General features: G+C 41.0%; 20 protein-coding genes and 1 pseudogene. All 21 read right to left on the bottom strand.

From position 1 onward, the window contains the following. Positions 1 to 73 precede the first annotated feature (73 nt). A complete protein-coding gene (locus tag HMPREF2904_RS00105; protein WP_070659228.1) occupies positions 74 to 778 on the bottom strand; it encodes a DUF3307 domain-containing protein in 705 nt (234 codons plus the stop codon). Beyond that, on the bottom strand, positions 762 to 1,439 hold the full coding sequence (locus tag HMPREF2904_RS00100; RefSeq protein WP_070659226.1) for a SatD family protein: 678 nt from the start codon (positions 1,437 to 1,439) through the stop codon (positions 762 to 764). The genes HMPREF2904_RS00105 and HMPREF2904_RS00100 overlap by 17 nt, the downstream gene beginning before the upstream one ends. 106 nt (positions 1,440 to 1,545) lie before the next feature. Next, positions 1,546 to 3,633: a type I DNA topoisomerase gene (topA, locus tag HMPREF2904_RS00095; protein WP_070659224.1), complete on the bottom strand. Its 2,088-nt coding sequence runs from the start codon at positions 3,631 to 3,633 to the stop codon at positions 1,546 to 1,548. A gap of 86 nt (positions 3,634 to 3,719) precedes the next feature. After that, positions 3,720 to 4,568 carry a DNA-processing protein DprA gene (dprA, locus tag HMPREF2904_RS00090; protein ID WP_070659222.1) on the bottom strand — a complete coding sequence of 283 codons (849 nt, stop codon included), beginning with the start codon at positions 4,566 to 4,568 and terminating at the stop codon, positions 3,720 to 3,722. A 61-nt stretch (positions 4,569 to 4,629) separates the two neighbouring features. Beyond that, positions 4,630 to 5,559 carry an ROK family protein gene (locus HMPREF2904_RS00085; RefSeq protein ID WP_070659220.1) on the bottom strand — a complete coding sequence of 310 codons (930 nt, stop codon included), beginning with the start codon at positions 5,557 to 5,559 and terminating at the stop codon, positions 4,630 to 4,632. A gap of 3 nt (positions 5,560 to 5,562) precedes the next feature. Further along, positions 5,563 to 6,330, bottom strand: coding sequence for a ribonuclease HII (locus tag HMPREF2904_RS00080; protein WP_070659217.1), 768 nt, complete (start codon positions 6,328 to 6,330; stop codon positions 5,563 to 5,565). Beyond that, positions 6,317 to 7,168 carry a ribosome biogenesis GTPase YlqF gene (ylqF, locus tag HMPREF2904_RS00075; RefSeq protein WP_070659215.1) on the bottom strand — a complete coding sequence of 284 codons (852 nt, stop codon included), beginning with the start codon at positions 7,166 to 7,168 and terminating at the stop codon, positions 6,317 to 6,319. Before ylqF ends, HMPREF2904_RS00080 begins: the two co-directional genes overlap by 14 nt. Positions 7,169 to 7,281: 113 nt before the next feature. Continuing rightward, complete coding sequence (locus HMPREF2904_RS00070) at positions 7,282 to 7,620, bottom strand: ATP cone domain-containing protein (protein ID WP_049514815.1); 339 nt, start codon at positions 7,618 to 7,620, stop codon at positions 7,282 to 7,284. 142 nt (positions 7,621 to 7,762) lie between these two features. Beyond that, on the bottom strand, positions 7,763 to 8,392 hold the full coding sequence (locus HMPREF2904_RS00065; RefSeq protein ID WP_070659214.1) for a hypothetical protein: 630 nt from the start codon (positions 8,390 to 8,392) through the stop codon (positions 7,763 to 7,765). Between the two features lie 20 nt (positions 8,393 to 8,412). Beyond that, the gene (dapA, locus tag HMPREF2904_RS00060) at positions 8,413 to 9,348 is read right to left on the bottom strand and encodes a 4-hydroxy-tetrahydrodipicolinate synthase (RefSeq protein WP_070659211.1); all 936 of its coding nucleotides are present in this window, start codon (positions 9,346 to 9,348) and stop codon (positions 8,413 to 8,415) included. Between the two features lie 139 nt (positions 9,349 to 9,487). Beyond that, positions 9,488 to 10,564 carry an aspartate-semialdehyde dehydrogenase gene (locus HMPREF2904_RS00055; protein WP_049473189.1) on the bottom strand — a complete coding sequence of 359 codons (1,077 nt, stop codon included), beginning with the start codon at positions 10,562 to 10,564 and terminating at the stop codon, positions 9,488 to 9,490. Between the two features lie 145 nt (positions 10,565 to 10,709). Next, on the bottom strand, positions 10,710 to 11,264 hold the full coding sequence (locus tag HMPREF2904_RS00050; RefSeq protein ID WP_070659209.1) for a LemA family protein: 555 nt from the start codon (positions 11,262 to 11,264) through the stop codon (positions 10,710 to 10,712). Between the two features lie 2 nt (positions 11,265 to 11,266). Beyond that, positions 11,267 to 12,268, bottom strand: a complete 1,002-nt coding sequence (locus tag HMPREF2904_RS00045; protein ID WP_083307508.1) for a DUF3137 domain-containing protein — start codon at positions 12,266 to 12,268, stop codon at positions 11,267 to 11,269. A 408-nt stretch (positions 12,269 to 12,676) separates the two neighbouring features. Further along, the gene (locus tag HMPREF2904_RS00040) at positions 12,677 to 13,291 is read right to left on the bottom strand and encodes a DNA alkylation repair protein (RefSeq protein ID WP_070659204.1); all 615 of its coding nucleotides are present in this window, start codon (positions 13,289 to 13,291) and stop codon (positions 12,677 to 12,679) included. Positions 13,292 to 13,307: 16 nt separating this feature from the next. Then, positions 13,308 to 14,881: pseudogene (gene cls, locus HMPREF2904_RS00035) on the bottom strand (cardiolipin synthase). A gap of 129 nt (positions 14,882 to 15,010) precedes the next feature. After that, complete coding sequence (locus tag HMPREF2904_RS00030; protein ID WP_070659202.1) at positions 15,011 to 15,520, bottom strand: GNAT family N-acetyltransferase; 510 nt, start codon at positions 15,518 to 15,520, stop codon at positions 15,011 to 15,013. A gap of 145 nt (positions 15,521 to 15,665) precedes the next feature. Beyond that, positions 15,666 to 17,444, bottom strand: a complete 1,779-nt coding sequence (locus HMPREF2904_RS00025) for an ABC transporter ATP-binding protein (RefSeq protein ID WP_070659200.1) — start codon at positions 17,442 to 17,444, stop codon at positions 15,666 to 15,668. Between the two features lie 13 nt (positions 17,445 to 17,457). After that, entirely contained in the window at positions 17,458 to 19,194 is a 1,737-nt protein-coding gene (locus HMPREF2904_RS00020; RefSeq protein ID WP_070659253.1) for an ABC transporter ATP-binding protein, read from the bottom strand. A gap of 173 nt (positions 19,195 to 19,367) precedes the next feature. Beyond that, complete coding sequence (locus HMPREF2904_RS00015) at positions 19,368 to 19,817, bottom strand: hypothetical protein (RefSeq protein ID WP_070659198.1); 450 nt, start codon at positions 19,815 to 19,817, stop codon at positions 19,368 to 19,370. Between the two features lie 108 nt (positions 19,818 to 19,925). Continuing rightward, positions 19,926 to 20,378 carry a hypothetical protein gene (locus tag HMPREF2904_RS00010; protein ID WP_070659196.1) on the bottom strand — a complete coding sequence of 151 codons (453 nt, stop codon included), beginning with the start codon at positions 20,376 to 20,378 and terminating at the stop codon, positions 19,926 to 19,928. 210 nt (positions 20,379 to 20,588) lie between these two features. Next, the gene (locus tag HMPREF2904_RS00005; RefSeq protein WP_070659192.1) at positions 20,589 to 21,032 is read right to left on the bottom strand and encodes a hypothetical protein; all 444 of its coding nucleotides are present in this window, start codon (positions 21,030 to 21,032) and stop codon (positions 20,589 to 20,591) included. Positions 21,033 to 21,283 lie beyond the last annotated feature (251 nt).

Here is a 21,283-nt window from a genome sequence, read left to right as displayed (position 1 = left end):
ACTTGGTCCATTATACCAAAAAGCCAAGTAAAAAGACAGGGAAGCCTTTTCTTCCTGTCTTTTTACTATTTATTTATTGACACAACCAAGCTGCTAAGAGGGCAGATAGGATACTGAACAAGGACCCGATCAAGTAATACTCCGCAAAGGCTGGATCCTCCGAAATTTTATTGTAGCGAGCGATGGACTTGGCGGTAAAGACCAGGCCGATAGAAGCAAATTGCCCATAGACCAGACAGGCACCAATCACCAAACGCTCTAAAAAGCCAATCATAGAACCAGCCCCAGTGATCGTATCCATTTTCTTCTTGCTGGTGGGTTGATACTTGGTAAACAGAATTTTAAAGGCAATATTGCTTGGTTTTCCAACTAGGAGGACATAAAAGATTAGATTTAAAATATCCAAGGGCAGATAGGTCGAACCATTCTTCGCTCCCATAAGGACTAGACACGTCAAGATGCCGATATGCAAGACTTGATCCAAGACAAAGGTCCAGGCGGTTGGTAATTTCAATTGCTTCTGCACGATCGGTTTTAAGAAATCTATTCCAGCATGAGTCAGTAAAATGACCAAACAAATCCACCACAAGTCCAGATGACAGAAAGAAACAACGATCAGAGGCAGAGCTACATATAGAATGTGAAGCCCGAGCACCTTCTTATCCTGATCCTTGCGATCCGCCATCTTCTGACTTTGAAAATAATAATCCGATAACAAATGACAAATCAACAAAAGGATCAAGTATGGATTTGTTACGATACTAGACAATCCGCTCATGGGCCTCTCCTTTCTCTAAGCTTTGAATACAAGCTAGTGCTGCTGCTCGTCCCCGTAAATAAATACGAATACTGCTACTCTTTAAGCGCTTGGACAGGGCACTAGGGTTGAGCTCTAGCGATTGGGCCAAATCCTGCTGGCTAAAGCTTTCACTATAGACAGATCTCTTTAGCAGATTGAGCAGGATCTCTTCCTGACTCTCTCTCCAACCCGAACGTATGGCCTCTCCGGAAGCGATGAGCGCATTCACCACTGAGTCCTGACTGTCATTACCGCTCAAAAAATAAATCTGGGTGTTGCCATAATCATTTTTCTGATGGACCAGATTGATGGCTGCGCGTGCATTCCAATAGGCTGGTCCATCTGCACCGATACTTTGCAGGGGATCGATATCCGTTACAATCTCCCCGAGGCCAATGCCAAAACGAAGCTGTGTCGGCTTTAGTTCTGAACGCAGTATATCAATGATTTGAAAAATCGGAGCATCCACTTTTAAAAGAGCCTGAAACTCATCACCCAAAGTTAAGGTAAAAGCCGATGCTAGGCAGTCTTTAAAAAGCTCATTGATCTTTTGAAGCGTTTTTTCTAACTGTTTTTGCAGGTCTAAACGTTCTTGTACGATTTTGGAATCAATCACATCTGCAATCAAAGCAAGATACATAAGCCCACCTCCTTATGTCTATTATAACGAAAAAAACACAAAATGTCTATTATAACAGACATTTATAAAAATTGCCGTTATAATAGACATTGAATTATTTGAAAGCTTATTTCACTTTTTCTTCTTCGTAGTCGCCATTGCTACATACGACTTGTTTGCCGCCACCACGAACTTTTTTCTCAACTAAGTAGTGGCCACATTTTGGACAATCCCGACCGATTGGTTTATCCCAAGAGGTAAATTCACACTCTGGATAGCGATTGCATCCATAGAAGATACGGTTGCGCTTGGTTTTACGCTCGATGATTTGTCCCTGATGACAGTCAGGACACTCCACACCGATTTCTTTAACGATGGCTTGGGTATGACGACAATCTGGGAAATTACTACAAGCATAGAACTTACCAAAACGTCCTAATTTAATCACCATCGGGCTACCACAGACTTCACAATCAAAACCAGCTGGTTCGTCTTTGATTTGGATTTTTTCCATCTCTTCCTCAGCCTTTGCGACCTCTTTAGAAAATGGTTTGTAGAAGGCATCGATGACTTTTTGCCACTCTTCCTTTCCAAGTTCGACATCATCGAGTTTCCCTTCCATCTCTGCTGTGAAGGTTACATTGACAATATCTGGGAAGAATTCAACGATCAGTTTATTAACGATTTCCCCTAACTCTGTTGGTTCAAAGCGTTTGGCTACCAGCTTCACATAATAGCGTTTTTGAATGGTCTCAATCGTCGGAGCATAGGTTGAAGGACGACCAACCCCATTTTCTTCTAAGGTCTTAATCAAGGTCGCTTCAGAATATCGAGCAGGTGGTTGGGTAAAGTGTTGCTCCGGCTTGCTATTGACTTGCTTGACGATATCGCCTTCTACCATATCCGGCAACATCTTGTTCTTATCTGAGTCGTTATAAATAGCCAAATAACCATCAAACTTCACCTGGCTCCCGTTTGCCGTATACTGAACCCCATTTTGACCTAAACGGACATTCATGGTATCAAAGACAGCTGCTGTCATTTGACTAGCTACAAAGCGCTTCCAAATTAAGGTGTAGAGTTTTAATTGGTCTTTGTCTAAGTATTTAGCAATGCTCTCAGGAGTATTGAAGACGCTGGATGGACGAATGGCTTCGTGAGCATCTTGGGCTCCAGAAGCATTCTTCACGCGGCTTCCATGCTTGGAATATTTCTCACCAAAGCGATCCACGATAAAGTTCGCTGCCTCATTTTGCGCAACCGGACTAATCCGTGTAGAATCGGTACGCATATAGGTAATCAAACCTTGAACACCAGAGCCAATATTGATTCCTTCATACAATTGCTGAGCAACCATCATGGTCTTGCGTGTACGGAAGTTGATCTTATTGGCAGCATCCATCTGCATAGAAGAGGTGGTGTATGGAAGTGGCGCATTCCGACGACGCTCTTTCTTTTCCACCTTTTCAACGGTAAAATCTTTGCCATCTAAGCGTTCAAGAACAGCTTTCACCTCTTCATTGGTGTTGAGCTTCATCTTCTTGCCATCAATCCCATAGAAGCTGGCTTGGAATTGCTTGGTCCCTTTTTTGAAGACACCATCAATGGTCCAGTATTCTTCCGGCTTAAAATCATTAATTTCATTTTCACGATCAATGATTAATTTGAGGGCAACTGATTGCACGCGTCCTGCAGAAAGTCCTTTTTTAACCTTTTTCCAAAGAATAGGCGAAATTGAATACCCTACAATCCGGTCCAAGACCCGACGTGCTTGTTGGGCATCGACCAAGTCCATATCGATTTGGCGAGGTTCTTTAAAGGCATTTTTAACGGCATCCTTGGTGATTTCGTTAAAGACCACACGGTTTTTTTCTTTGGCATCCAAGTTCAAAATATGCGCTAAATGCCAAGAAATAGCTTCTCCTTCTCGGTCCGGGTCACTTGCGAGAAAGACTTGTTTGGCTTTTTTAGCTTCTTTTTTCAAATCATTGATCAAGGGACCTTTTCCACGAATATTGATATACTCCGGTTCATAGTTATTGTCGAAGTCAATCGACATGGTTGATTTTTTCAGGTCCCGAATATGGCCAACACTAGCCATGACTTTGTAGTTACGACCAAGGTATTTCTCGATTGTTTTGGCCTTAGCAGGAGACTCCACAATCACCAAATTTTTCTTGGTTGTACTGCTTTTCTTTTTTGTTTTTGTTACCACGTTTTATCCCTCTGTATTGTATAAATCTCATTGAGTTTAATACATTTTAAGAAAGATGTCAACTAGGAACTTCTCCTATAGGAAAATCACAATTCGTATTTCAATTCATCAAGAATGTCCTGGCCTGATGTGACAAGCTTTGCGCCTTCTTGAATCAGATGATGGCAGCCTGCAGATTTTCCATCTAAAATATTTCCCGGAATAGCAAAAACGTCTCGTCCTTCTTCCATAGCACGCTCACAAGTAATCAAACTCCCTGAACGGAGTCGCGCCTCTGCCACAATCACTGCCTGACAGAGACCTGCAATGATGCGATTTCGCTCTGGAAAATGAAACTTAAGTGGTGCCTGCCCTGGACCATACTCGCTCAAGATCAGATGGTGTTCCCCCATATGCGCCTGCAGTCTTTGATTGCTTTTAGGATAAAAGACATCCAGTCCCGTTCCAATCACTCCGATGGTTTTGCCACCATTGCGGATGCTAGCATAATGAGCTGTCGCATCAATTCCCTTAGCAAGTCCACTGACGATGACCAGTTCATTTCCAAGTTCCTTAATAATCTTCTCTACAGAACGAACCCCTTCTCGCGTGGTCTCCCGAGCTCCAACAACTGCAATCTTCGGTCTGGTTAGCAGTTGCAAGTCTCCCTGGTAAAAAAGGAGTACAGGAGGATTGTAGATCTGTAGCAATTCCTCAGGGTATTCAGGATCAAAAATGGATAGAGATGGGAACCGTTCGAACTCCTTGTGTAAATGGTCTTCATCCAGTTGTCGGTATTTGTCTACAAAATGAATAATACTGCGACAGCGAGCGATCCTTGCTATCTCTTCTAAGCTTGGTAAGACTTGGTCTTTTCTACAGTAGTCCAAAACTCTCAAGACTTGCTCATTTGATAAACCGGCTTCTTTTAATTTAAAGATTTCAAATTTCTCCATGGTCACCTTCTACTTCCTCTCACTTATTTATTCGAAAAAGAAAAGAAAAAAAGCTCTATTTCTAGAACTTTTTTTGATGTATAGAATAATAAAAGTAAGATGCGGCACCAATCAAGTTGCTTTCATTATGGAAGCGAGCCGCTTGAATGGGCAAGGCCTCAAATTGTTTATGCCCTTTTTGAGAGAGCAGGTCATGGTATTGTCGACTGATCTCATCGATCAGTAGTGGTTGACTACTAATGCCCCCTCCAATCGTCACCTTCTCAAGCAAGAGCAAAGATTGAAGATTAAAAATCAGAATAGCAATATCATGACAATACTCCTGAAACAAGGATGTCAGCTCCTCATGGCCTCCTTTATCAAGAGCCTTGAAAACAGCTACACCATCTGCCTTTTCTAGGTTCAAGATGTGACTAGCTTTCTCAACAAATTGAACAGCTGAACCGGTGTTTTCCAAAAGATTGGAAATACCTTGCAAAAAGAGTTCGCGATGAAAGCGGCGATTTTCTGGTGTTCTTTCTGCCTTATCAATAGACCGAATGTATTCTGTCAGTTGCCATCCTCTCAATAGCTCGCCATTAGAGAGAAGAGCAAGGCCAACTCCTGTCCCCAAGACCAAGGTCGCACCGCAAGGACAAGCTTTTAGGTTACCAAGCTTTGCTTCCGCTAGACCAGCGGCTTCTCCATCATTGAGAACAGTGACAGGGACTTGAAATGTTTGTTGCAATCTACTTGCTAGAGGAATGCCTCGCAAATATGGAATGAGACCACCTCGAAAGACAAAGCCAAGGCTCTTTTGGATCTCACCAGGGCATGAAATGGCGATCCCCTCGATTTCTTCCCTTACGGGTGTAATGATTCCTTCTAATCCTTGCCAAAAGTCCTCAATCGTAGGTGGTGTTGGGATCTTGTCTGTATGGATCAATTGATAGTCTGCATTGATCAGACCGTACTTTATAAAGGTCCCTCCGATATCGATGGTAAATAGCATAGCCTAATCCTCACACATTGATTTGACAGGTTCAAATGAACGCCGATGGATAGGAGTCACTCCCAGCTTGTCGAGGCCAGCCAGATGCTTAGCTGTCCCATAGCCAGCGTTCTGCGCAAAATCATAGCCAGGATATTTTCGATCAAACTCTTCTATCATCTGATCCCGAGTCACCTTGGCTACGATGGATGCTGCAGCAATGGATAAGGAGTTAGCATCCCCTTTGATGATACTAGTTTGGGAAATAGGAAGATCCAACTTCATGGCATCAATCAAAAGATGCTGGGGTTGAGGATCTAGCTGACCAATGGCCTCCATCATGGCTAGCTTCGTAGCTTCATAGATATTAACCTGATCAATCACTTGATTGTCCTTGACGCCGATTCCGATCGCAATGGCATTTTGGAGCACAGCCTCATAGATTTCCTTGTGTTTGGATTTTGGAATCTTTTTACTATCGTTGAGTCCTGGAATCTTACAAGCTTTCGGCAAGATCACGGCAGCTGCAACAACTGGTCCCGCTAATGGGCCACGTCCCACTTCATCCACTCCTGCAATGAGCTCCATCCCACGCGCATAGCATTCTTTTTCATAGGCCAGCATTCCTTCCAAGCGCTCATCTTCATTTATCCGTTTTTGGATTTCTCTTTTTCGCTTTGCGATCGCTTGGATCACACCAGATCGATCATCCTTTTCCAATTCAGCCAATAAAGGGTCATCTAACCTCTGGATGTTTGCTAATTGTTCTTTAATTTCCTTAATGGTTGCCATCAATTTCCCCTACGCGATCCAACGTATACCGTCCCAATTTCCCATCGCGAACATCTTTGACAAAGAGTTGGTAAAAACGATCGTAATCTTCGCGAAATCCTAATTTCTGGGTCATATCCATAATGATTTCAGGAGCTTCTTGTTCCAGATCCATTTGTTTAAAACGTTCCTGCAAAACAGCTGGATAGTGCTCTTTGAAATAGTTAAGGCCAAAGATGGTCACTTCATCCATTGGAAGCAACTGATCCTTTATCGCTCCTGTTAAGGCAAGCTTTAAAGCCACTTCTTCATCTTCAAACTTAGGCCAGAGAATCCCTGGGGTATCCAAAATTTCAAGGTCTTTATTGGTTTTCAACCATTGTTGCCCCTTGGTCACCCCTGGTTTATTTCCAACGACAGCAATCTTTTTCCCTGCTAAGCGGTTCATCAAAGTTGATTTCCCAGCATTAGGAATCCCGATGATCATGGTCCGAAGGGTTTCAATCTGAATTCCCCGTTCCTTTTGACGAGCAATTTTATCAGCCATCAAGCTCTTAGCAGCATCTGTTACTTTTTTGACTGTTGACTGCTCTTTGGAGTTGATAGCCAGGGTTTTGATGCCTTGAGACTCAAAATAGTCCTGCCATTCTTTTGTTGCCACAGGATCTGCCAAGTCTACCTTATTCAAAATCATTAATTTAGGCTTATCACCAACAATTTTCGTTAACATAGGATTTTGGCTTGATAGTGGCAAACGAGCATCTACCAGAACCGTCACAAAATCCACGAATTTTAAATTTTCTTGTACTTGTCTTCTAGCTTTGGACATGTGTCCAGGAAACCATTGAATAGTTGCCATAATCTCACTTCCTTTCCAGTTCAATCTCTTCTATTATACCATGTTTTCTTGAATCACTGTGATTAATAAAAATACTAAAAAAGAAGCTACCTAAGTAACTTCTATTTTATATTCTAGCGAATTTGCTCAAAATGCAAATGCACGGCGATGTGATCACCATAGCCGCTCCGTTCCAAATCGCGTTGCAAGCGATAAGAAATGTAGTGTTCTGCAATGGTAATATAACCAGCACCAAGTAAACGGTGCTCAACCATTGATTGGATCATGCTGATGGTTGCGCGTTCTACTTGAGCTTCATCCAAATCCATGGCAACTTTCTTCGTTACTTGAGCTAAGTTTTGTCGCAAATCATCTGTCAAAACATAGACAACTTGCGCAGCTTTCAAAATAGCTTGGTAAATTTTATCTGGGTTGAATTCAACCACTTCTCCACTACGTTTAATGACTTCCATCGGAGTCTCCTTTATTTTAAATTTTCATGAATACTCCATTTCCTTTATAAAGAAATGAAGACCTACTACTTTATTATATAATTTTTTTACAAAGAATCAAAGCTCTTTTCATGACTTACTTTGCTTGATTGGATGAAAAAATCTAACGATCACTTTTTTCCATGACCACATCTTCTTTTTTATAGCTGTAGGTCAATCTCCAAAGATGGTCAGAGACATGGTCCAAACGGAAGGTCTTCAAAATCTTCTTCAGGGATAACTTCTCCATCTCTACTTTTCTAAGGAGTTCCACTAATAGTTCACCACCAGCATTGACAGCAATCAGCTGATCTTCGTCACTATCATATTGGAGAAGGACTGTTTTAGTCGGTTTATAGAGAATATTATAGAGATTGTAGGCTCTATCAATTTCAAAATGTTTATCCTTGTCGGCTTCTCTTGAGTAGCGGTGAATCGTAAGGGGACCAATTTGAAAAGCTCCTGCTAAACTAAAAATAAATCCTAAAGCTGCTATTGATTCCCAAAGAAAATTGAGTAGCTTGGAATCGAAATCATATATGAAATGAACTAGCAACAAAATAATTCCTGTACCAAATCCAATTAGAAGTAAGAGTGCACCGATGCATCCAGCTTTTTCGCCTGTTTTAATGGTCGGTTTATCATGGATCATCACACCATCTAACTTTTCAAGACTATGACGTTCTTTAAATTTTTCTAGTTCTGATTTTTCTGAATCCGTTTTTTCTAACTCTGTTTTCTCTATCTCTGACATACATTCCTCATGACAATTTTTTAATAATCCGGACGAAGAACTCCCGTAATGATCTCTTTGGTTGCATGGTAATCCCCATCTACTACAACCTTGATGATGCGCTTCGCATCTTCTGCCGGTGCTGGCACCAATGGCAAACGAGTTGGCCCTGCTTCAAAGCCCATATAGTTCAAGACAGCTTTGACAGGAGCTGGACTCGGATATGAGAAGAGAGCGTTGACTTTAGGGATAAACTGACGTTGGATAGCCGCAGCTTTTTTAATATCGTTGTGTTCAATCGCTTGGAACATCTCATGCATTTCATCTCCATTTGTATGAGAAGCCACTGAGATCACTCCATCTGCACCAAGGTTCATCGCATGGAAAGCATCTCCATCTTCCCCTGTATAGACGAGAAATTCTTCTGGCTTGTGTTCAATCAAGTAGGCCATATTCGCAAGGGTTGTACACTCTTTGACCCCGATGATGTTTGGATGTTCCGCCAAACGAAGCATGGTTTCAGGCGTCATTTCCACAACCACACGTCCAGGAATATTGTAGATAATAATCGGAAGATTGGATGCATCCGCAATCGCTTTAAAGTGTTGATACATGCCTTCTTGGGATGGTTTGTTGTAGTAAGGGACGATAGCCAATCCTGCTGCAAAGCCACCAAAAGCATCCACTTCTTTAACGAACTCAATCGAGTCGCGGGTTTCATTGGTTCCGACACCAGCGATCAAAGGAACTCGACCATTGACAATCTTTTGAACAGCCGCAAAGAGTTGCAATTCCTCATCGTGGGTCAGAGTTGGACTTTCTGCAGTCGTTCCAGCTAAGAGAATCCCATCTGTATGATGTGCCAAGAGGTGCTCGATCAAGGCAGGAAGAGCGTCAAAATTAATGCTCCCATCTTCATGGAAGGGGGTGATAAATGCAGTGATAATTTTACAATCTTTTAAATCATTATAAGACATAGAAAAACCTTTCTCTATATAAGAAAGAGGCTGGGGCTTGCTTGCCTTTGCCTCATGATCTGTTCATAAAACAAGTTGATTCGTTAGAAAGCTGAGGAAGAAATCAAACTCTTCGAGTTGCTGATTTCTGTTTCGCTCCCTACTTCAACTCAAATTTCAATTCAGCTGTTGGACGTACGAGTCCACGTTCGTGAAGAGTTTCTGCGATTTGGACTGAGTTCCAAGCAGCTCCTTTAAGGAGGTTATCTGAAACAACCCACATGTGGATTCCTTTTTCAGCATCCAAGTCTTTACGAATCCGTCCAACAAAGGTATCACGTGAACCGACCGCATTAACCGCTTGTGGGTAGATTTGGTGAGCAACATCATCTTCAAGAACTGCACCTGGGAATTCTGCAATAGCAGCTTTCACTTCGTCAATTGGTGCCACTTCTTTTGTTTCAATGTAGACTGACTCTGAGTGAGCTGACAAGACTGGAATCCGCACGCAAGTTGCTGAAACGGCAATGCTATCATCTTCCATGATTTTCTTGGTTTCATTTGTCATCTTCATTTCTTCGTAAGTATAGTCGTTTTCTGTGAAGACGTCGATTTGTGGAAGAGCGTTGAAAGCAATTGGGTAATGTTTTTTATCACCACCACATGGCAAGATTTCCGCTTTGACATCGCGTGGGTTGACCCCATCATTCAAGACTTCCTTCAACTCACGTTGGGTTTCAAGAATAGCTCCCATACCAGCACCTGATACAGCTTGGTAAGTAGACACGATGATACGGTCCAAGCCCCATTTTTGACGAACGGGTTCAAGAGCCACCATCATTTGAATGGTTGAACAGTTTGGACAAGAGATGATTCCGTTGTGAGCATCAAGCGCATGTGCATTCACTTCAGGAACAACCAAAGGGACATCCGGATTTTGACGGAAATAAGAAGTGTTATCAACCACTACTGCGCCTGCTTTTACCGCATAAGGTGCATATTTGGCAGATGTTGAACCACCAGCTGAGAAAAGAGCAATATCAACGCCTTCAAAAGCATCTTCAGTCGTTTCTTCGATGGTCACGTCTTGCCCTTTAAATTGCAAGACTTTTCCTGCAGAACGTGCTGACGCAAGGTAGCGAATTTTATCGATTGGAAGAGTAGATTCTTCCAACATTTTGATCATTTGAGCACCAACGGCACCTGTAGCACCGACAACAGCAACTGTGTATCCCATAGTAAATCCTCTTTCAAAATTTTCTAAAAATTGAGTATTTGTACTATTATACAATTTTTTGGCATAAATGAAAAGTACCAACAGTAGGAAAAAATCCTGATTCTAAGACCAGGATTGTTGATGGTTATTTATCATAAATAGCTCTTTAGTTCAGGTCATAGTTCAAGTCACTTAAATCTTTCTTACCTTGTGTTTCTTCAGCAAGAAATGGAACTTGATGGATCCCCTTTACACCTGCTACGATAGACGCTGGAAAGGAAACAATTTCTTGATTGATGTGGCTGACATTACTGTTAACAATTCGCTTCGCTGCAGCAAGATCTTCATTTTCGTCAGCAATTTCCTTTTGCAAGGCCAAGAATTGGTTAGAAGACAAGAGCTCTGGATAGTTTTCAGCAACTGCACGAATTTGTGCCAAGACATCATTTTGATTGGTAATGACTTGATTGGATTCTTGAATAGTCGCTCCTTGGCGTAAAGCAACTAAATCAGTGAAAATCTGTTGTTCATGTTTGGCATAGGCTTTGGCTACTTTTAGCATTTCCGAAATGGTATCGTAACGTTTGACCAGGGTAATATCGACGGTTTTCTTTGATTCATCAATCATGACCTGATAACGGTTCAAGCGATTGCTTTCTCCGATAAACCACATAACAACTACTAGAGCAAAAATAATAAGAGCAATTACTAAACCTGACATAGTCATTCTCCTTTAAAAATATTGGTTAATTCATCGATGATGTCAATCTCCATACAGAGCTTTTGATACTCTGCAGCTAAGGAAAGATTTTCAACAGCTTGTTTCTTTCTTGGTGTTGGGAAAATATAGCGATTGGTATACAAGGAAATATAGAGACGATCCTCTACCAAATAGACACACATCGCATTTTGAGCAATCTGCCTATCGAACCAGTCTAATACCTTAGGCTTCAAAAATTTTCGAGCAGCAAATTCATCTGTACAATAAATATTGTAGTTCTCATTGTTCTGGATATCTTCTGTTTCAATTTGTACTTCGTTTTTCCCAGGACCTGGATAGGCTCCCTTGACTTCTCTTTTGAAAAAGAGGGATTTCTTGGTTGGAACTACCCGCATATGTCCTGGGAAGGGACTCGGAGCTTTTAGAGAAAAGAGTTGACCAACGAAATCAGTCACTTCTTCTTGAACAGTTCTGGTGTGTCCATTTGAGTCTGTTTCATACCTGGTCTCTGTATGGTGAGCATAAAGGTTGGCGACTGTGAGATTACTTTCATTATGGAAGGACAGTTGATTAAAGAGATTAAACTTGGTTGACCGAGGACTAACTACCTGTAAAGCATCCATAGCATAGTTAGCTGTCAAGGTTAACTCTGCTTGAGGAAAGACTTCTTTCAGAATAGGACAGAGAAAATCGTTAATATAAATTTCGTCATTGGACCTAACATTATCCCCGAATAAAGCCTGCCTTTTTTTGTATTGAGGTAAATAATAGAAAACGAGAACAGGAAGAATGATAATAACTGCTCGCAATCTAAAAAGTAGGAAAGATAGTATAGCTAAAATAATACCAAGAATGGTGACGGCCCTCCAATGAAGATTGCTCTTCATCTGTTCTTTCATAAGAAACAGCCGGTCTTGATACTCTTTTGAATTTTCCAGCTCACTAATTCGCTGAAATTTTTCTTGCGACCATCTAGTCTTTGACTGGTTTTGTTCAACTTCCATAGACATCTCCTTTCCATGGGTGGTATGAAAGATAGGACTATATCTTTTAACCTATTATACCACTGTGATAAAATTAGAGCAAACATACTATGGAAGTCTCTTCTTTTTTAGAAGGGTTTATTGGACAACAGATTAGATAACCAATCTAATCGAAAAGCTCCTCAGATAAGGAACAAACAAAAAAATCCCCTGCCAAATGGTAAGGGATTCGAGGCACCTTTCGGTGAGAACAGCCGGTTCACACAACTGTTCAAGGTCCGCTCCTGCGTTACAATTGAATGTAGACCTCCTCAGCGCAAAAGGCTCCTAAGAGCCAATCGACTCATCGCATAAATCTAGTTTACCATGAACATCCACAAACTGTCAAGAAGGTAGGTACTTGCTTCCTTCTCGAATACTCAAAGGAGATTACTGCTCTCGATAGCGGTCGATAAAGGCCCCTACCCAATCCGGATTAACCTTGGAATAATTGCGTAAACTCCAACCGATAGCCTTATTAATGAAAAACTCTGTCTGTCCAAAGTTGTTACAGATAACCTCTGCTAGTAGATCAGTATCTGTCAAATCTTTACACATAAGCTGGTGGTCAATGGCAATCCGTCTCAACCAAAAGTCCTGATCCTTACTCCAATCCAGCATAACCTGCTTGGTTTCTGGATAGTGAAAAGTAATCTCTCCCATGATGAGGTCCAACTGATCAATACTATCCCACCAGGACTTGGTCTGAGCTAACTGTTTCAGCTTTGGAAAATCTTCAGGTCTAAGCTCCTTCTTCTTTTTATCCAGATAATCCATAGCAATATATTGGAACTCACGGTAAGGTTTCTGCCAACACTCTTCCACAAAAGTCCAATCAATTGGATCCTTTATGAAAGGTTTAAAAAACTCTCTTTCAATCTTTTTGAGAATTGGTTTTTGAACGCCAAGAAAGCTGAATTTATTTTTCATATAAGCTTCCATTGCTGGGACTTTCGCTGGATCAGCTTGGTTTTCTAACAATTTCAAAAGAATTTTTGTATCCATATGATTTCCTCCTTTTTTACATCAAAGGCCCAATTAAAGAAAAGAGATAGCCACCCAGACGATGAGCCATAGGAATTTTAGATAAACTTTCTAGAGTGACTTCCTCTGAGAGAGCCTGGGTTCTCTCAAAATCTTGTTCAATATGAAGCACTTCCAGATTTTTGTAGAGAAAAACCCCATCTTCAAAATTTTGATAGAGACTTCGGTAGTCTGTATTAATGGTTCCTACCACAGCTTGTTGGCTATCAGAAACATAAACTTTAGCACGGACAAAGCCTGGGGTATAACGGAAAATACGGACGCCAGCATCCAAGAGGGATTTAAAATAGGTCGTCGCAATATCAAAGGCATACTGTTTATCTGGAATACCTGGCATAATGATACGAACATCCACACCTCGTCTGGCCGCAAAGGTCATGGCTCGAACCAATTCATCATCCAAAATCAAATAAGGCGTCATGATATAGACATAATTAGTTGATGTATTCAGAAGATGTAAATAAACATTTTCTGCAACCTTGTGGTAGGTTAGTGGCGAATTGCCATAAGGGAGTACAAAGCCCTGGCCCTTTCTTTGCTGAGGTTTTTCTTGTAGATAGTGTTCCATATCCCTTTTATCTTCTATTTCAATCACTGTCCACATGGTCAAAAAGAGAGCTTTCAGTGTTTGAACTGCTAAACCATCTAAGCGAAGGGCCGTGTCCTTCCAATGACCAAAGCGTTCTCGTTTATTGACATACTCATCAGCGATATTAACGCCACCAGTATAAGCAACTTGACCATCAATTACTGTAATTTTTCGATGGTCTCGGTAATTGTAATAAGTTGATAGAATAGGCTTGACTGGTGAGAAGGTCTGAGCTTTTATCCCAACCTTGTGCAAGCGCTCGATATAATCATAGGACAAGGTAGTCATCTCATTCATCCCATCAAACATGACACGAACGTCCAGACCTGCATTGGCCTTCTCCTCTAAAATGGCTAAAATCTCACCCCACATGATCCCTTCGTCAATGATGAAATATTCCATGAAGATATAACGCTCGGCCTTTTTCAAATCCTCCAACAAGGATGGAAGCATGTCATCTCCAAGCGGAAAATAGGTAACCTCTGTGTTGCTGTAGATAGGAAACTGGGCTGGACTATGCTCCAAAAAATAAGCTAATTTCTGTAATTGGCGATCACTTTGGGATAAATAATCAGCAACTTCTGGATCGGTGCTTAGATAGTCAGAAGCCTGCACTGTAGCATCCTCAAGCCGCTTCTTCAAGCGTCTCACACCCAAATCAGCTAACGAAAAGTAAAGTAGATAGTCCCAAAAATTGGAAAGAGGGCAATGATAATCACCCAGGACAGTTTGGAACGAGAATCCATGGAACGATTGAGCAAGTAAAAGAAGGTAAAGACACTCAACAAGTGTTCCCATAAGATAATGGATGGAAAATGCTCTTGTAGGCTGAGATATGAAATGACAAGAAAGGCAAATTCCAGTAAGAAGAACAGGAGAATAGGAACCTTTCGGTTAAGTAGAATTTTAGCCCATCTGGAGGGCTTTTGGGGTAACAGTCTAGCACTGCTTACTTGAGTCATATAGGTTCCTTTCATGTAGGGGAGACCATCACAACTTTCCGGTCTCTCTTAGTAATTTTATTAGTATCGTTTAATCCTATGCAAAAGCTAGGGATAATTAGCTATTGTGATATACAATTGTCGTGGTTTCTACCGTATTTTCCTAACAGGCCCTTCTATGGTCTTTTGCATCCAGACGACATCATGCCATTTGTTAAACTTATAGCCAATCTTTGGGAAATGAGCGACTTGGACATAGCCCCGCTTTTCATGCATAGCTATACTAGCATCGTTCGGCACTGCGATACAAGCCAGAAAGCGTAAGTAGCCTCGTGCTTGCAACTTCTCTTCTAAGGCAGTATAAAGAGCCGATCCGATCCCTTGTCCACGCGCTTCTTTTGCGACATAAATAGATAATTCAGTGGTCCAATCATAGGCAGCGCGTGCATAATAGGTCGAGGCATAGGCATACCCCACAACTTTCCCATCCACTTCTGCGACCAAATAAGGAAATTGGGTCAGCGTTTTTGCGATTCGTCTTTCAAATTCCTGGACAGTCGGCACATCAACCTCAAAGGTAATGGCTGTCTCTGTTACATAAGGTTTGTAAATCGCTCGGATAGCTGCTGCATCGCTGAGCTGAACGGGTCGAATCATCATGGTGGCCTCCTAATTAGATTATACCTAGTATACCGATATGCCTTCTCACTGTCAATGAAGATAGGCAATGATCTAATAGTTTCATTTTTTGCAAAAGGATTTATATAGAAAAGAGGTTGAGAAATCCAGTCTCAACCTCTTTAGCTTATTCCACTTTTTTATTTGAAAATTGGCTATTGTAGAGCTCATAGTAGAATCCTTTATCTGCTAACAAGGATTGGTGGTTTCCTTGCTCGATGATTTGGCCATCTTTGAGGACAAGGATTTTATCTGCTTCTTGAATGGTAGACAAGCGGTGAGCAATAACAAAGCTAGTCCGCCCTTTCATCAAATTCTTCATCGCTTTTTGAATCAAGAGCTCTAAACGCGTATCGACAGAAGACGTCGCTTCATCCAAAATCAAAATCTTAGGATCAGCAAGGAGCGCACGCGCAATAGTTAGAAGTTGCTTTTGCCCAAGAGAAATATTGCTAGACTCCTGATTCATTTCCATATTGTAACCACCAGGAAGCGTCCGGATAAAGTGATCGACATTGGCTGCTTTTGCGGCTTCAACAATTTCTTCATCCGTTGCCTCGAGGTTACCAAAGCGAAGGTTTTCTTTGATGGTTCCTTCATATAACCAAGCATCCTGAAGCACCATTCCGAATTGCTTGCGGTAATCTTGGCGTGACAGATGGCGAATATCATGACCATCCACTGTAATCGATCCCGCAGTCACATCGTAAAAGCGCATGAGCAGATTAATCAGAGTTGTTTTCCCTGCTCCGGTCGGTCCGACAATGGCCACCATTTCACCTGGTTTGACTTCTAGGTTGAAATCACGAATCAAGGGTTTGTCCGCTACATATTGGAAATCAACGTTTTTAAAGCTGACCTGCCCTGTCAAATCTCCCGAGAGAGTTTCTGTTACATCTGCTACTTCATCTGGTTCATCCATGACTTGGAAAATCCGATCTAGAGACGACTTGGCACTTTGTAGCTGCCCTGCCAATTGGGTTAAGTTTTGAATCGGTTGGTTGATCTGCCAAACATATTGAACGAAGGCCTGCATATTCCCCACAGTCAAACGACCTGCTAACACTTGCAAGCCACCAAACAAAGCGATAATGAGATAAGTCAAATCTGAAATCCCATTTAAAATCGGCATCATTAAGCCTGAAATGAAATTAGCCTTGAATCCTACTTTTTGAAGGTGATGGGTAATATCATGAAACTCTTCCTGGGAAGATTTTTCCCGGACGTAGAGCTTAAGGACATTAAAGCCTGTTAAATTTTCTTGCACAAAGCCGTTCATTGCTCCCAAAACATCTGCCTGCTCTTTAAAGTAAGGCTGAGATTTTTTCATGATAAATCGAGCACTGAAATAAGTGATCGGAATGGACAAGATGACCACTAGCCCCAGCTGGATGTTTAAGTATAAGACCATGCTGATGACAAAGAGCAAGGTAAAGATGGCATTAACGATTTGTAAGAAGGACTGTTGCAAGGCATTCGAGACGGTTTCGACATCGCTAGTAAAACGTCCTAGCAAATCTCCAAACTGATGCCGGTCAAAATAAGAAACGGGAATGTGGTTGATTTTATGAGACAAATCATTTCGCATGTCCTGAACGGTCTTTTGAACAGCATTGGTCATGAAATAGTTGGAATAATAAGATCCCAACTCATAGAGGACCCCACGGAATAGATAGAGCGTCATAATGATCGCAATATAGGAGGTATTAAGACCAGCTCCCGCAAGGCCTTTTGCCATATCCATGAGATTTTTTGTCAACTCAGTAATGGCAAGTCCCAAAACAAAGGGTTCGACAACACTCATGACGACACTCAGGATTTTTAAGAAAATGGACAAGCAAACTTCCAAGCGATAGGCTCTCAAGTAAGTCCATAGTCTAGAAAAACTGTTTTGTTCTTGTTTCATCTGCTTCTCCTTTCTATTCCTCTGTTAATGACGGACTGTCGAGCTGCGAATTAGCGATTTCACGATAGATCTCATTGCTTTCCATCAATTCATCGTGGGTTCCTCGACCGACGATTTCCCCTTGGTCCAAGACAATAATTTGATCCGCATCCATAATGGTTCCCACGCGTTGCGCTACGATCAAGACGGTCGCATCTCCTGTAACTTCTTTGAGACGTTTCCGCAAAGTAGCATCCGTCTTGTAGTCCAAAGCAGAGAAGGAATCATCGAAAATAAAGATATCCGGATCTTTGACAACGGCACGAGCGATAGACAAGCGTTGTTTTTGACCACCTGAAAGGTTGCTACCACCTTCTGCCAAATGCGTATCAAAGCGTTCCTCACGGCTGTCGATAAATTCCTTGGCTTGGGAAATTTCAGCTGCTTGTTCTAGCTCTTGTACAGAGGCATCTTCTTTCCCATAACGAAGGTTTTCAGCAATGGTTCCCGTAAAGAGCAAGGCCTTTTGCGGAATAAAACCAATCTTTTGGCGAAGGACTTTCAGATTGTAGTCACGGACATCCACACCATCGACCAAAATCTTCCCTAGGGTGACATCATAGAATCGAGGAATCAACTGCACAAGTGAAGATTTCCCAGAACCGGTCGAGCCGATAAAGGCAATGGTTTCGCCAGGTTTGGCTTGAAAGGAAATGTTGTGAAGAACTGGACTCTCTGTCTCACCTGGATAAGCAAAGGTGACATTGTCAAATTCCAAATAGCCACGAGATGCTGTTTCTGTTACACCATTCTCATTTGGATCGATCGAAATGGGCATGTCCATGATTTCCTTGAGACGACGGCTAGAAACCGCAGTCCGAGGATACATAGTAAAGAGATTAGCTAAAAAGAGGAAAGATAAGAGCGCGTGGAAGCTATACTCAATAAAGGCAACCAGATCCCCAATTTTCAAACTACCGTCATGAAGAGGATCCAAAGCAAACCAGACAATCGCCACAATCATAGCAATGATGATCTGCACAAATAGGGGTTCTGTCAAACCAGTTAATTTGAACAATTTATTCGAGTTTTCTGCGTAGACTTCATTTTCAGCCGCAAATTTATCCTCTTGGAATTCTTCACGGGCAAAGGCACGAATCACACGAAGTCCAGTCAAATTTTCACGCGCAAACTGGTTAAGATGGTCGAGTGTCTTTTGTTGCTTCTCAGAAAGAGGACGTGTCTTAACTGCTACATACCAGACGACGACAGCAAGAAATGGTACAGATACTGCTACAATCCACGCTAAAGAAGGACTGGTTTTAAGAATCAAGAGAACACTAGAAACCATCATCAAGGGTGTGATAACCCCCATCTTCAACATAGAATCCGCAAACTGCATCAAAACAAAGGCATCAGAAGTTAAGCGAGTGACCAATGACGATACCCCGATTTGCTCATACTCGTGATGCGAGTACTCCTGTAACTTAGCATAGAGGTCATTGCGCATATCGCGGACCATGGTGGTCGTTAGTTGACCAACCGCGTAAGACAAGATAATCCGCCCCACAATCCCAAGCAAAATAATCGCAAACATGACCCAGCCCCAGAAATACAGCCGATCCACATCACGCGGGTTAATCCCCTCATCAATCATGCGAGCTAGAATCGTTGGCAACCCCAAATTGACAATAACAAACAGGACCGCTGAAAATAGATTCAGAGCTAGCCACTTGGGATACTTTTTCAAGTAAGACCAAATATAAAGCATAGATGATTCTCCTTTTCCATAAATAATAACCTTGATCACACAGAAAAGAGGGAGCGAGACGAAATCATTTTCAAAGAAAATCATTCCTGCCCCAGTCCCATCTGTAGTCTCATTATATCAAACCAGTCATAAAAGTAAAGCAAAAGAGCAGGTTTCCCCGCTCTTCACTTTCATTATTTTGTGCGTTTGAGTTTAGCATTTTTAAGAATCATAAGATCCCCTTGGTTGCTATTACTTAACTTAGAAAGATCACATGTCAAATAGTCACCATCGACCTTGTATGTAATCTTTTCTCCACTACCATCATTTGACGAGATTGTTTTCTCTTTTTGATTGATTTTGACATCATAAGATCGCTCATTCTTTTGACCAGCGACTTCACCCGCGATGCTGAGGGTTCCTTTAGAATCTTTGATCTTAATAGAAACTTCAAAATTAATAACGTTTCCAATAGACTCTAATTGACTACCTGATAAGCCTTGCTCCTCAAGAATTTTCTTGAGTTCAGTTTTTGATGGTTTGTAGACATAAGTCCCATTATCACTTTTGGCACCACATGCCACCAAGAGGACTGCTGCAAAAACTGCAACGAAAGCTAAAAGAATACGTTTAATATTTTTCATAATCAATCTCCTAATGTATTTTATAATCAGATTTTACCACTATTTTAATACCGATTCAAGATGTTTTAAAGAAGAAAAAGAGCAGATACTCTCTGCCCTTCTCTTGTATTATTTTGTACGTTTAAATTTAGCGTTTTTTAGAAGAGACGACGCAAATTGATTCGTCGATTCTTGATCTTTTGTAAAGCTCAATGTCAGGGTATCTCCTTTAATCTTATATCTAACCTTCTCACCCTTATCTTCAAGCGCACCGATTGTTTTAGTCTTTTGATTAACTTTAATTTCTGTTGAATCTACAGTTTTATGACCGGGTCTCTCAGTTTTAATATTTAAATATCCTTTTGAATCGTTAATATCAATGGACAACTCCAAGGAATATTTATTATTTAGAGAATCAATATCTGAACTGGAAGCTCCTTGATCTTTGAGAATTTTTTTCATCTCTGCTTTAGTCGGTTTATAAACATAAGTTCCATTATCGCCTTTTGCACCACAGGCTACAAGAAATATCGCTGCAAAAATTGCGACGAAAGCCAAAATAATCTGTTTAACGTTTTTCATAATTTCTCCTTATTACATAGAATATTCCAATTATAGCAACAATTCCATTACACCGCAATGAGATTGTTAACGTGTATCTTTTAACTATGTTCAAATAACTATGTTCAAACTATACGATATTCGCTAAAATATCCAGAATTAGTTAGAATCCTAGTATAAAATCATCATAAATACATATACAAAGGCAGGATTTAAATCCTGCCTTACTTATTATTTAACTTTTTTGAACTTAGCAACTTTCAAGTAATTGCTGAAAAAATCATTATCGCTAACGACAGAGTTTTTAACTTTCTTTATCGTCAGTACATCATTAGAAATTTCATAAGAAAGCTCTACTTTCATGCCTTGTGCTTCATATTTCATAGTTTTTGCCTTTTGGTCGACTTTATACTCATACTTACTTTCTTTTTTATTGCCAGCAAATTCAGTTTCACTCTTGTATTCAGCCTTATCCCCCTGAATAGCAATCGAAATTTTTACATTGAACCCATCACCAGCCAATCCCTGAAGCTCTTCTGGAAGCATTTTAATAGCCTCTTCTTTGCTTGGCTCAAAAACATAAGTTCCATTATCGCTTTTAGCGCCACAAGCTACAAGAAGGACTGCTGCAAAGACAGCTACAAGCGCTAATAAAAGACGTTTAAAATTTTTCATCATCTTCTCCTTAATGATACGATTTACCACCATTATAGCAACAAATCAACAATATCTCAAGAATATTTTGCAAATGTAAAATGATTGTAATATATTTGAAAGTCACTAAATGGTGCAGCTTGTAGAAGTAGCATCTGGACGTACAAAGCTGACTTGTATCATAGAGGAATTTAATCCTCATTAAATGAGCAAATTTTCTCAAAAAGAAAAAAACCGAGGTTTGAACTGCACCCCAAAAGTTAGACAGAAAA

This window comes from Streptococcus sp. HMSC072G04 (assembly GCF_001813295.1).
In the GTDB taxonomy this organism is placed as follows: domain Bacteria; phylum Bacillota; class Bacilli; order Lactobacillales; family Streptococcaceae; genus Streptococcus.
The sequence above is the reverse complement of the archived record's forward strand: the minus strand, read 5'-3'. Positions and strand labels throughout refer to the sequence as shown.

What these genes read in the sequence shown, in the direction of transcription:
- HMPREF2904_RS00105 (WP_070659228.1), bottom strand. Translation starts at nt 778, where the DNA reads ATGAGCGGATTGTCTAGTATCGTAACAAATCCATACTTGATCCTTTTG.
- HMPREF2904_RS00100 (WP_070659226.1), bottom strand. Translation starts at nt 1,439, where the DNA reads ATGTATCTTGCTTTGATTGCAGATGTGATTGATTCCAAAATCGTACAA.
- dprA (WP_070659222.1), bottom strand. Translation starts at nt 4,568, where the DNA reads ATGGAGAAATTTGAAATCTTTAAATTAAAAGAAGCCGGTTTATCAAAT.
- HMPREF2904_RS00085 (WP_070659220.1), bottom strand. Translation starts at nt 5,559, where the DNA reads ATGCTATTTACCATCGATATCGGAGGGACCTTTATAAAGTACGGTCTG.
- HMPREF2904_RS00080 (WP_070659217.1), bottom strand. Translation starts at nt 6,330, where the DNA reads ATGGCAACCATTAAGGAAATTAAAGAACAATTAGCAAACATCCAGAGG.
- ylqF (WP_070659215.1), bottom strand. Translation starts at nt 7,168, where the DNA reads ATGGCAACTATTCAATGGTTTCCTGGACACATGTCCAAAGCTAGAAGA.
- HMPREF2904_RS00070 (WP_049514815.1), bottom strand. Translation starts at nt 7,620, where the DNA reads ATGGAAGTCATTAAACGTAGTGGAGAAGTGGTTGAATTCAACCCAGAT.
- HMPREF2904_RS00065 (WP_070659214.1), bottom strand. Translation starts at nt 8,392, where the DNA reads ATGTCAGAGATAGAGAAAACAGAGTTAGAAAAAACGGATTCAGAAAAA.
- dapA (WP_070659211.1), bottom strand. Translation starts at nt 9,348, where the DNA reads ATGTCTTATAATGATTTAAAAGATTGTAAAATTATCACTGCATTTATC.
- HMPREF2904_RS00055 (WP_049473189.1), bottom strand. Translation starts at nt 10,564, where the DNA reads ATGGGATACACAGTTGCTGTTGTCGGTGCTACAGGTGCCGTTGGTGCT.
- HMPREF2904_RS00050 (WP_070659209.1), bottom strand. Translation starts at nt 11,264, where the DNA reads ATGTCAGGTTTAGTAATTGCTCTTATTATTTTTGCTCTAGTAGTTGTT.
- HMPREF2904_RS00045 (WP_083307508.1), bottom strand. Translation starts at nt 12,268, where the DNA reads ATGGAAGTTGAACAAAACCAGTCAAAGACTAGATGGTCGCAAGAAAAA.
- HMPREF2904_RS00040 (WP_070659204.1), bottom strand. Translation starts at nt 13,291, where the DNA reads ATGGATACAAAAATTCTTTTGAAATTGTTAGAAAACCAAGCTGATCCA.
- HMPREF2904_RS00030 (WP_070659202.1), bottom strand. Translation starts at nt 15,520, where the DNA reads ATGATGATTCGACCCGTTCAGCTCAGCGATGCAGCAGCTATCCGAGCG.
- HMPREF2904_RS00025 (WP_070659200.1), bottom strand. Translation starts at nt 17,444, where the DNA reads ATGAAACAAGAACAAAACAGTTTTTCTAGACTATGGACTTACTTGAGA.
- HMPREF2904_RS00020 (WP_070659253.1), bottom strand. Translation starts at nt 19,194, where the DNA reads ATGCTTTATATTTGGTCTTACTTGAAAAAGTATCCCAAGTGGCTAGCT.
- HMPREF2904_RS00015 (WP_070659198.1), bottom strand. Translation starts at nt 19,817, where the DNA reads ATGAAAAATATTAAACGTATTCTTTTAGCTTTCGTTGCAGTTTTTGCA.
- HMPREF2904_RS00010 (WP_070659196.1), bottom strand. Translation starts at nt 20,378, where the DNA reads ATGAAAAACGTTAAACAGATTATTTTGGCTTTCGTCGCAATTTTTGCA.
- HMPREF2904_RS00005 (WP_070659192.1), bottom strand. Translation starts at nt 21,032, where the DNA reads ATGAAAAATTTTAAACGTCTTTTATTAGCGCTTGTAGCTGTCTTTGCA.